The sequence below is a fragment of the Wolbachia endosymbiont of Nasonia oneida genome (genome assembly GCF_009012935.1).
In the GTDB taxonomy this organism is placed as follows: domain Bacteria; phylum Pseudomonadota; class Alphaproteobacteria; order Rickettsiales; family Anaplasmataceae; genus Wolbachia; species Wolbachia pipientis.
Window position 1 is genome coordinate 1 of record NZ_QESS01000008.1, and the last position, 10,635, is coordinate 10,635.

The window sequence follows — 10,635 nt, forward strand, 5'->3', positions numbered from 1 at the left end:
TTCTAATGAGGAATCTGAAAAACAGCAAGTTACTGATAAAAGTGATCTAGAAAGTAACGATGAGTGTTCTAAAGCAAAGCCACAGAGTGAATCTCCGAGTAGCCGGAAAGGGTCAGAAAGTAATTCGTTTTCAGGTAGTAGTACTTTATCAAAAAAATCTATTATGCCAGAGCTAGAGAAGTTGTTTATATTAGAGCTAGAAAAGTGGTTCCTATATTTTCAGCAAAATGGCAAAAAACTTGACTCGACGCGTTCAACTCATGAGCTTTCAAGTAAAAAAACAGCTACTTCATCAGAAAGAAAAGTAAAAAGTAATTCACCCTCAAAAGTGACTCCTGTTACTGAAGTACATACCGAAAACAAGCCTACTGAATTAAATGATAGTATTACAGAACTCCCGTCACAAGGTACCGTAGGCAAACTAAACATGCCCGGGGACCGTAGTTCTAAAATTTCTGTAGATAGTGGTTTAGGGTCGCTTGAGCGGGGACAGTCACCGTCGCTTATTGAAGAGTTTAGTGATTCACTTCAGCAGACACCGTTAATAGTTGATAAACTTGAAAATATATTTAGTAAATTATTAAGTGTTGTTCACAATCTATTAAAAAACCCGGCTTCTCCTACGCATAAAGATGTGTCGGGTGGACTAAAGTTGCAACAACATCTTGATTCTGATCAGAGAGAGAAACTATACAAAGCTCTTTCTTCTAAGATGAAGAAGAAGCTAGATTCCGAACTTTTTCTCCCTGAGTACGAGAAGTTACTATACCTACTTTATGTTGATAAGAGGGAGGTGCGTTTGCTTCTTTCTCCTCCTGGGGAAGTAGAGCAAGTGTGCTCAGTTCTTCCTTCTGAGGAGAAGGAGCAAGCACAATCAAGTTCTTCTGAGGAGGTAGTACGCTTATTTCAGGAGTTCTTTAGTAATCAAAAAGTTAGTGATAACTATCTTACAAGTTCTAAAGATAGTGGTGTTTCTTTAGGATCGTCTTCACAAAAATCGACTAGTGATACTGGAAGTGATGAAGATGAACTAGAAGCTAGTGGTAGGTCGTCAGTCTCATCGAACTCCAGTACTTCCACTGTTAGAACTAAAATGGATGCTACTAAGATCGAGCAATACTTGCAGGAGAAAAAAGTTAACAGTCGTACCTAATCCACTGCTCTCAGCCACCTAAGTGTTTTATTAGCTGACCCTGAGAGCACTGGTGTTGGTTTTTCTTGTCCATTGTAAGTATTGCATGGTACTAAATGTTTAAAAAGTATTAATATAAAGATATCAATAAAATTATTTACACTTTCATGCTATGCCCATAGCATCATATATTACTTAACCTTACAATAATTTTTTTATTCTTGCTGCTTCTTCAAATTCTAAATTTTCAGCATGCTCTATCATTTGCTTTCTCAAATCATCCTTATTAGTATTTACTTTCGGTTCTGCTATTGCCCTCTCCTGTAAGGTGTTTGATATAGGTTTTATTATAGTCTTTGGGACAATATTGTGCAATATATTATGTTCTTCTTGTTTTTTTCTTCTTCTTTCGGTCTCTTTTAACGCACGATCCAGAGAACCAGTGATTTTATCTGCATACAAAATTACTCTACCTTCAGCATTACGCGCAGCACGACCGATCGTTTGAATTAATGAAGTTTCCGATCGCAAAAATCCTTCTTTATCAGCATCCAAAATTGCAACCAACCCACACTCTGGAATATCAAGACCTTCCCTCAGCAAGTTAACACCTACTAAAACATCGATTTCTTTAGATCTCAATTTGTATATAATTTCTATTCTCTCCAGCGCAGCAATATCAGAATGCAAATAACTCACTTTCATATTCAATTCACTCATATATTCAGCTAAATTTTCAGCCATTTTTTTCGTCAATGTAGTGATTAAAACACAAAATCCCTTCCCTATTGTCACTTGTGCCTCATGAATTACATCATCAATTTGACTCTCTATTGGTTTCACAATGCAGATTGGGTCTGTAAGCCCTGTTGGACGGATAACTTGCTCTATAAATACATTATTGGTCTTTGCCAACTCATACTTTCCTGGAGTGGCTGAAATGTAAACAGTCTGCGGCCTAACTCCCTCCCACTCTTCAAATTTTAATGGACGATTATCAAAAGCGGAAGGGAGCCTGAAGCCATAGTCAATCAATTTCTTTTTACGCGCCTCATTACCACTGTACATCGCACCAACCTGAGGAACGGTGACATGACTCTCATCAACAAATAAAATTACGTCTTTGGGTAAATATTCAAACAAAGTAGGCGGTGGATCCCCAGCTTCCATTCCATAGAGATAACGCGAATAATTTTCAATACCTTTACATATTCCTGTTGTTCTCATCATTTCGATATCAAAATTAGTGCGTTGCTCGAGGCGCTTTGCTTCAACAATCTTATTTTGCGAGTAGTAATAATCCAAGCGTTCATGCAGCTCTTTTTTGACTAGTTCAATTGCCTGCAACAAAGCCTCACGCGGGGTTATGTAATAGCTATTTGGAAAAATGGTGATTTTATTTACGCCTTTGGTAACATTGCCCGTTATAGCATCAACTTCAGAAATTTCTTCTATTTCATCGCCAAATAACGATAAACGCCAAGCTTTATTTTCATAATGGGAAGGAAATATATCAACAATATCGCCGCGCACTCTGAAATATCCTCTCTCAAACCTGGCATCAGAGCGCTTGTATTGAAGATCAGTTAAGTTGCTCAGGAAATCATTAATACGAATTTTATTTCCAACACTAAGCGGTATGATCATGCTGCGGTAGCTCTCAGGCGAACCAAGACCGTATATGCAGGAAACACTGGCAACTACGATCGTATCCCTGCGCTCCAAAAGGGAGCAGACGGTGGAATAACGCAGCATCTCAATTCTTTCGTTAATTGCAGAATCTTTTTCGATATAAGTATCAGTTTGTGGTAAATAGGCTTCAGGTTGATAATAATCATAATAAGAAATGAAGTATTCAACAGCATTATGGGGAAACAATCCTTTCATTTCCTCATAAAGCTGTGCTGCTAAAGTTTTATTGTGTGCCATAATTAATGCAGGCCTGTTTGTCCTTGCAATAACATTTGCCATAGTAAAAGTTTTCCCAGAACCAGTAACTCCAAGCAAAACCTGATCTCTTTTATTGCTATTTAGCCCTGCAATTAAGCTATCGATTGCCTGTGGTTGATCCCCAGCCGGTTGAAAATGTGTAGCGATTTGAAATTCCATAGACTTTACTTACTATCTTTGATTCATTGTATAGTAAACACTATATTGCTTTTAAGATAAGTTGTATAGCTATCGTAAAGCCATAAAACATTAACCAACAATGTCATGCAAGTAGCTGACACTGGAATCTTGTTTCAATGTTAAACAAAATACCATAGAATTCAAGAAGACAATTCCTAAAAAATCCCTACATCCAAAAAAAGGCAAAATGCTGCTTGAATAAGCTAAATTTTTTTAGATGCAAAAACAATAAAACATAGTTGATACTAAAGTTATAGTACTCCTATGACAACGTTACAAAAATTAAGGAAATGGATAGCTCTGATCAATTGGAATAGTATTTTCAGGTACCGGTGGTCAATATGACATTTTTAAAATAAAGATTTAGAACCTGTTTAAAATCTTCTCAATAGAAGAGAAATGAAGGAAAGAACGACCATTTGTAGGCTAGTGTTAAGTTTTCGCTCGCAATTTTTCCACAATCGTCTGCATTTTTCTAACCAAGCGAAAGATCGCTCTACAACCCATCTTTGTGGCAATACAGCAAAGGAATGTAATTCACTTCGTTTTATTACTTCTACAGTTGCTCCAATAATCGTTTTTATTTTAGTTGCAAAATTTTCTCCTGTATAACCTGCACCGACCAGTATATTTTTAACTTCCGAGAGGTTTTCTTTTGCGCTTTCAACCATTCTCACAGCACTGCTAACCCCAGTTGTAAATTAGAAAAAATAGAAAAGGTAAGGAAATAGGGTAAACTCCGAGGTATTTGATATTCATTCCTAAAATAGGAGGTTACCAATGAAAGAGAAAGTAACAGAAATCTTTTGTATAGTCGATGATTTTTGCAATACAGTCGATGAAAATTTTGCAGAAAAACTTCTACCAAGTGGCAAAAAACCAACCAGGACGCCAGAGATTACGCATTCAGAGATTTTTACCATAATATTGCTATATCAAGTGCGACAATTTTAAAATTTTCTATGTGCATTATTTGAAATTATTATACGAATCAGCGTTTCCAAAATTGCCATCCTATAGTAGGTTTATCAGGTTAAAATCGTGGGTTTTATGGTATTTAGCGCTCTTAATGCAATGGTTTTGCGAACAGTCAAAAGTGACAGGGATTTCGTACATAATCTATCGCTGTTTGCCATCCAAAAAGGACCTCGAGAAACAAAGTTTTCAAAGGGTTGGCAAAGATTGGAAAGACTACTTATGGGTGGTTTTTCGGTACATCTAGTAATCAACGAAACTGGCGAAATTCAAGGGGTTACGGTGACAAAAGGCAACGTTGATACCTGTGCCAAATTTAACTCAGAAATTGACTGGATTATTGTTTAGAGATAAAGGATATATCAAAAAAGATCTTTTTCACGAATTATTCGATAGAGGGTTAAAGCTTGTAACCAGTATAAAAAGGGTATGAAAAACTCATTAATGGTGCTAAATGAGAAGATTTTGTTAAGAAAAAGATCGATTATTGAGACAGTTTTTGGCTCTCTGAAAAACAAATTTGAGATTGAGCATACTCGCCACAGATCACCGATAAATTTTTTGGTACACATTTTTTCTACGCTTGTTTCATATTCCATGCAGCCGCTGCATTTCTAAGCTTTACTTCGTTGGCTAATCCGCAACTGGGGTATATAGGGTTGACACCAAGGCAATATTCTTCTGGAAAAGTTGATCGGCATGGCAGCATATCAAAGATGGGACCAGCGGAATGTAGAAGTATGTTATATGAAGCTGCACAAACAATGCTTACAGTTACCAAGAGGACATTTAAATTAAAAAACTGGGGTTGCGAAGAAAAAAGGAATGAAAAAAGCAATTGTAGCAGTAGCAAGAAAATTAGCTGTAATTATGCATAGGATGTTGGTTGATAAAACAGAATTTTATTATCAATAAACATCAAAAGAGCATAGGACAATAATTTTATTGAAAATAAAGATAGCAATGCCGATGGAAGGGACAAGCAAGAACTTAGTTAGACTTCGTGGTAAACATGTTGCCGTCCACTTCCGCCTAACAAGTATAATGCGGCTTGACAAATTTATTGTCATCTCAGACCGCGGAGAGAACCATATGCTACTTTTAACTTATGTAAAATTACCAAGGATTATGGAGAAGATATGCTGTTTTGATTTGTGTGAAAATTATTGTTGACTTATGTGCAATTAGAGAACCTAAGTCACTTTAGCTATATATAAAAGGTTTAAGTGGTTGTATTGATGTATCTTTGTATTAAAAAACACCCAATAAGCAGAGTTGTAAGTGGAATAAACCACAAAATGTAAGTGCTAGATTTTATAGGCGGTACGATTATAATTGAATTGCCGTAAGAATTTTTTAACTCTGAGATTATCTCTTCATCTGTGTATCCATCATTGATTTTTTTACGAATTGCTTCTCGCATATCATACGCGATCTGAGATCCAGATTCAGACAATGATTCGCCAGAACATATTGGACACCTTATTATTTCAAATAAACTGGTTGCTCGTTTTTCCATGCTTTTATCTCTGAGTTTATTATCCAGAGTAAAAGCGTTTACGCCTGAGTGGAATATCAATATGAAAAGTAAACTAACTACTGCTCTCATCCTTGGTTAATTGGGTTATTTTACTGAGCTGGTTCATAAAATCAGTGGTGGATAACTTTCCAATAAAGCTTGACCCTACATCATCATCGTACTTTATTGAAAATTGAATGCCATCATCAGTTGTTTTTTCTGATAAGGAAGACATTAATTTTTCAAACGCATCTGAAGTTTTTGAGTCACCAATCATAAACGAGATTAATTCTTTATAATTTGATATAGCCACGTTGATTTTGTCTTTAAATGAAGACGTAACCAAATTATAATTTCGCACTCCACCATCTGCAGCAAGAGAAAAATTATTACTTTGAATTAAAAATTTCTCTATGTTGAAATTAATTCTGGAAGCTGAGATGTGGTTTACAAATTCGTAATCAAATTTAGTGTCGATACTAAGGTAACTTTCAGGACTTGCAGTATTTTTATACCGATAAGTATAAAAATCAAATCCTAGTTTAGTATTTCCACTTGGTTCTTTATCGAGGTGAAATTGAATGTAATTGCTTTTATCATTCACTTCAGTTATAACACTTTGCTGATTTTCTAAAACATCACATTTTAATCCATAATCTTCGTAACGAAGTGTATCTATATAGTCTATCACGGTACTATTTTTGTTGAATCGCAATGAAGATGGTAAATCGTTTAGTCTAACAACAAAGTGGCTGCTATCGTTTGTGTGGCATTTTATATTCTTTTTCTCATCATCATGAACAGCAATGTTGACTTCATTGCTTGGTATGTAGATATATACTGATTTATCAAACAATCTATTTTTTATCAATAAAGCATCAGATGAGATGGTTAATTGCTCATTGGAAAATTTTGGGTTTGTCACACGGAAAATTAGGTTAGAAGGAAATCCACTAAAATCATGTGAAATATCAAATTTTTCGTCGTTAATGTATAGTATTGTTTCAGCTAAAAGATTTTTTACCTTACATGCAGAAAAATACCAAAAACCACTATACGCTACAGGAATAAACAAAAGTAAAGAGATGATAATATAGATAAAAATCTTACGCATGATTCCCCTATTTATCTAATGATATGTTTCTTGTACCCCTTGGTATGGTTACACACAAGCCGTCGATATCTTTTGTGATTTTTATTTGGCATCCAAGCCTCGACGTCTCTGTTAAGCCGAAAGCTAGGTCTAACATATCATTTTCCTCATCAGATATAGGGTTATGTATTTCTACAGCATTATAAAACTTTGGATCAACAATTACATGGCATGTAGAGCAAGCAAGAGAACCTTCACATGCACCTTCAAGCAGATCTGGATCACTTCTGTGGGCTGAATTGAGCAGAGTTTCTCCCTCTGCAGCTTCATAGCTTTTCTTACTCCCATCAGGTAAAATAAAAGTAACAGATGGCATATTATTCCTATTAAAATCCTTACTAATTTCTTTATATCCTACAGGTAATAACTAATATTTGCAAACTCTTTACAATTCCAGTACCTATATTTCTTGTTATCCAAGTAGCTCTTTGTTGTCATCCGAGTAGCTGACACTGGTTCCTTTATGACGGCAGTGCCCTCTTCTTGTCATCCCAGTGCCCTGATTACTTGGATCCAGAAAAAAGAATGGTGTCATGCAAGTAGCCTCCTTCTCCTGTCATCCGAGTAGCTGACACTGGGATGACACCCCACTTAACCGTCATACTGCCGCGGTATCTCTTAGCCGCTAACAAGCAGCGGGATAACGAGCTTATCGTCACGCCGTCGCGAACCGTCATACCGCCGCGAACCGTCATACCGCGATTCATTCGCGGTATCTCAGCCGCTAACAAGAGATCCCGCTAACAAGCAGCGGGATGACGATTGTCGTTCAGCCATAAATATTAAGAAATTTACCAAATGAAAAAAAGGCAAAAGAAGCCCCGTGGTTGGCTAATTACTTACATTATACTTTCAAGTATGGCGTTTTTTTATTCTAAACGTTTAATAACCGCGATTCAGTTGCTTTTAAGCCGCAACTAATCTAAATTATAAACATTAAGAAATTTACTAAACAGAAAAAAAGGCAAAAGAAACCCTAGGGTAGCTAATTATTCACTATCCATTTTTTAAGTTGGCGTTTTTTAATGTTTTAAATGCTTTATAAGCGTATCTCAGCTTGTGTAGGTAAAAACCTAGAAATTTGATAAAGACATAAGGTGCACATAGTGCAAAAAATTAAACATGAGACGCCAGATACGTGAGTTTTTTTGTCATTTAATCTGTACAGAGAAGATAAATAAATAGCTTCAGTTTCATGATAAGGGGGCTGGCGGAGTTTGTCAAGGAAGTTTTTTGTTTCTATTGAATGACAGTTGTAACCTACGAAAGAAGTCTGTTGTAATTTGTACGATATCTTTATAAAATGGTTCGCATAAGTTATCTAGCAGTGCAACTAAACAAATATAAAAATCAAAACGTCGCGGTTTTTGGTCTTGGTAAAACTGGTTTATCCGCCATTAACGCTCTAACAAAGAGTGGTGCAAGAATATATGCATGGGATGATCATGAAGAGCAAATAGCAAATACAAAAATGATGTATAAAAAATGTAATTTTATTCATCCCAAGGAATACAATTGGCATGAGATCAGTGCATTGGTTTTAAGCCCTGGAGTGCCAACAGAGCCACATTGGATAGTAAAACTTGCAAGGAGATTTGATTGCAAAATAAAATCAGACATTGAGCTATTTCTTGAAGCTAAAACTACGAACCAGAAGGTAATAGGCGTCACAGGAACAAATGGTAAATCAACCACTACATCACTAATAGGGCACATATTAAAATCTGCAGGGAAAAAAGTAGCTATTGGTGGAAATTTAGGCGTTCCTGTTTTGGATCTAGAAAGAGATGCAGAAATTTATGTAATCGAACTCTCCTCTTTTCAATTGGAGTTGATGAATGAAATTAACGTGGACATTTCAGCACTGCTCAATATTACACCAGATCACATAGATAGGCATGGAAGTATGGAGAACTACATAGCAACTAAATTAAAACTGATAAACGGTAGTGAGGTTGCCGTAATAGGATGTGACAATGAGATTACTGCTGATATATTCAACAAATTCACTGGAGACAAAATTCCAATCTCAGTAACATATTCCCCGATGTCATTCCAGCGCGTGACGCTGGAATCCAGAAAAGAAAAACCATTGCCAACTACTCAGATGACAGAGGGTGGTGCAAGAGATCTAATATCATTGGCAGGTAACAATTTGCTTGATTATAGTGAACAGATTACTGGTATAGATCGAAATTATCTGGATCCCAGTGTCAGCTACTTGGATGACAAAAGGGGCACTGGGATCCAGAAGATCTCGTTAAAACTAGAGAATCATAGCTTATCAGTAAGCGACGTGAAAATAAACCTAATATCCAACGCAGAAAACATAGCAGCCACATATGCCGTATGTAAGGTACTTGGAGTAGATAGCAACACTATTATCAATGGAATCAAGTCCTTTTCAGGACTGAGGCATAGGAATGAACTGCTTGGCAAAATAAGAAATGTGTTTTTCGTGAACGATAGCAAAGCAACTAATGCAAAATCGAGCGAAAAGGCGATCTTATCTTATGAAAACATAAATTGGATCGCTGGTGGAAGAAGCAAAAAAGGTGGAATAGAATCATTAAGCAAGCATTTTACAAGGGTTAGAAAAGCTTTTCTTATTGGAGAATCAACCGAAGCTTTTGCAAATGTTATGGAGAATAAAGTAGATTATGTTAAATGTTGCAATCTAGAAGATGCATTCAGATTGGCTTTTGAAGAGGCCTTAAATAGCGCAGAAGAAGTAACAATATTACTTTCTCCCGCGTGTGCTTCTTTTGATCAATGGAAAAATTTCGAGGAACGTGGTGAAGCATTTTGTAGAATGTTTGAAAATCTCAGGTACAATCACACATGCTGTTTAGTATGATGTTGCGTGGAACAAAAGTTAATAATAGATAAGCTAATTAGGGTTATTCCATTTGAAGGGATAAGCGATGAAACCCTATTAAAGGTGTGCACTGACCTTAATCTAGCTAATAGCTTTTGCAAATTTCAGAATGGAATATATAGCGCTTTGGAGCACATAGCAGAGGACTTAAATAGCTCAATGGAAGCTGAATTAAGAAATTCTAATTTAGAAGATATGAAAGTGCGAGAGCGAGTAAAGTTAGCTATTCAAATACACCTTTCAAACTATGCTAAGCTACCGAATTATAGAGAACTTTTAAAAAATGTTTTATCATTCTCCGTATCACCAAAAAATACATATTTTTCTAGTAAACTTTTATACAGAACTATTAGTGCGATTTGGTATGGCATTCATGACCAATCAACAGATTTTAACTACTATACAAAAAGAGCAATATTAGCTGGAGTGTACTTAAGTACGATACTTTTTTTTATCAATGATTATTCAGAAGATTTTGTGGATACTTTATCGTTTCTTGATAACCGTATCAACAATGTCATGACATTTCAAAAATTCAAAACTCGCTTAAAAGGAATCATAGGAAATTTCTTATAAGCTATTGATTGTTGGTAGAAAAGTACTTGAGCACGATCCTGAAAAGGTTTGTGAAAATAAAAATATTCATGCTGATCATAAAGAACATTTAGTTTATCGTGAGGATAATAATGGTACAACAAAATACACCAGTTACGAAGAAAAAGAAAATAAATTTATTGAAGAAGCACATGAATATTTAATAGACTCTGAATTTAATAAAAATTTTGATCTAGGGCAGTACAGAATAAGTATAGCTCTTTCCATAAAAGTCCGGATGTGATAGGATAAGG

General features: G+C 35.7%; 11 protein-coding genes and 4 pseudogenes. 9 read left to right on the forward strand and 6 right to left on the reverse strand.

The features are described from left to right. Positions 1–1,153: pseudogene (locus DEF52_RS06275) on the forward strand (hypothetical protein); the annotation flags it as partial. A gap of 180 nt (positions 1,154–1,333) precedes the next feature. On the opposite strand, the gene uvrB reads toward DEF52_RS06275, so the two are convergent. Both uvrB and DEF52_RS04165 read right to left on the reverse strand, forming a co-directional pair. Then, a complete protein-coding gene (gene uvrB, locus DEF52_RS04160) occupies positions 1,334–3,241 on the reverse strand; it encodes an excinuclease ABC subunit UvrB (RefSeq protein ID WP_151807948.1) in 1,908 nt (635 codons plus the stop codon). Between the two features lie 395 nt (positions 3,242–3,636). After that, positions 3,637–3,909: pseudogene (locus DEF52_RS04165) on the reverse strand (transposase); the annotation flags it as partial. Positions 3,910–4,042: 133 nt separating this feature from the next. Here DEF52_RS04165 and DEF52_RS06905 point away from each other — a divergent pair. The 5 genes and pseudogenes from DEF52_RS06905 (at position 4,043) to DEF52_RS04175 (ending at position 5,115) form a co-directional block, all read left to right on the forward strand. Then, complete coding sequence (locus tag DEF52_RS06905; RefSeq protein ID WP_010082315.1) at positions 4,043–4,216, forward strand: hypothetical protein; 174 nt, start codon at positions 4,043–4,045, stop codon at positions 4,214–4,216. Positions 4,217–4,312: 96 nt separating this feature from the next. Then, positions 4,313–4,585 carry a hypothetical protein gene (locus DEF52_RS07050; protein WP_022626362.1) on the forward strand — a complete coding sequence of 91 codons (273 nt, stop codon included), beginning with the start codon at positions 4,313–4,315 and terminating at the stop codon, positions 4,583–4,585. Further along, a pseudogene (locus tag DEF52_RS07055) lies at positions 4,545–4,726 on the forward strand (transposase); the annotation flags it as partial. The gene DEF52_RS07050 and the pseudogene DEF52_RS07055, both read left to right, overlap by 41 nt. Next, positions 4,703–4,855 carry a transposase gene (locus DEF52_RS07060; RefSeq protein ID WP_369408987.1) on the forward strand — a complete coding sequence of 51 codons (153 nt, stop codon included), beginning with the start codon at positions 4,703–4,705 and terminating at the stop codon, positions 4,853–4,855. The pseudogene DEF52_RS07055 and the gene DEF52_RS07060, both read left to right, overlap by 24 nt. 11 nt (positions 4,856–4,866) lie before the next feature. Next, positions 4,867–5,115, forward strand: a complete 249-nt coding sequence (locus DEF52_RS04175; protein ID WP_049749685.1) for an IS110 family transposase — start codon at positions 4,867–4,869, stop codon at positions 5,113–5,115. A gap of 344 nt (positions 5,116–5,459) precedes the next feature. Here the strand turns inward: DEF52_RS04175 and DEF52_RS04180 are convergent, their stop codons facing one another. The 4 genes from DEF52_RS04180 to DEF52_RS06780 form a co-directional block, all read right to left on the reverse strand. Next, complete coding sequence (locus DEF52_RS04180; protein WP_015589263.1) at positions 5,460–5,846, reverse strand: cytochrome c-type biogenesis protein; 387 nt, start codon at positions 5,844–5,846, stop codon at positions 5,460–5,462. Beyond that, on the reverse strand, positions 5,830–6,870 hold the full coding sequence (locus DEF52_RS04185; RefSeq protein WP_015589262.1) for a hypothetical protein: 1,041 nt from the start codon (positions 6,868–6,870) through the stop codon (positions 5,830–5,832). Before DEF52_RS04185 ends, DEF52_RS04180 begins: the two co-directional genes overlap by 17 nt. A gap of 7 nt (positions 6,871–6,877) precedes the next feature. Continuing rightward, a complete protein-coding gene (locus tag DEF52_RS04190) occupies positions 6,878–7,225 on the reverse strand; it encodes a ferredoxin family 2Fe-2S iron-sulfur cluster binding protein (protein ID WP_151807950.1) in 348 nt (115 codons plus the stop codon). A gap of 96 nt (positions 7,226–7,321) precedes the next feature. Beyond that, the gene (locus tag DEF52_RS06780; protein WP_007549233.1) at positions 7,322–7,444 is read right to left on the reverse strand and encodes a hypothetical protein; all 123 of its coding nucleotides are present in this window, start codon (positions 7,442–7,444) and stop codon (positions 7,322–7,324) included. 768 nt (positions 7,445–8,212) lie between these two features. Here DEF52_RS06780 and DEF52_RS04200 point away from each other — a divergent pair. From DEF52_RS04200 to DEF52_RS04210, 3 genes and pseudogenes are all read left to right on the forward strand, one after another. Continuing rightward, complete coding sequence (locus tag DEF52_RS04200; protein WP_015589241.1) at positions 8,213–9,766, forward strand: Mur ligase family protein; 1,554 nt, start codon at positions 8,213–8,215, stop codon at positions 9,764–9,766. A gap of 6 nt (positions 9,767–9,772) precedes the next feature. Further along, complete coding sequence (locus DEF52_RS04205; protein WP_010082414.1) at positions 9,773–10,363, forward strand: COQ9 family protein; 591 nt, start codon at positions 9,773–9,775, stop codon at positions 10,361–10,363. Positions 10,364–10,385: 22 nt separating this feature from the next. Beyond that, positions 10,386–10,625, forward strand: a pseudogene (locus DEF52_RS04210) (alpha/beta hydrolase family protein); the annotation flags it as partial. Between the last annotated feature and the right edge of the window lie 10 nt (positions 10,626–10,635).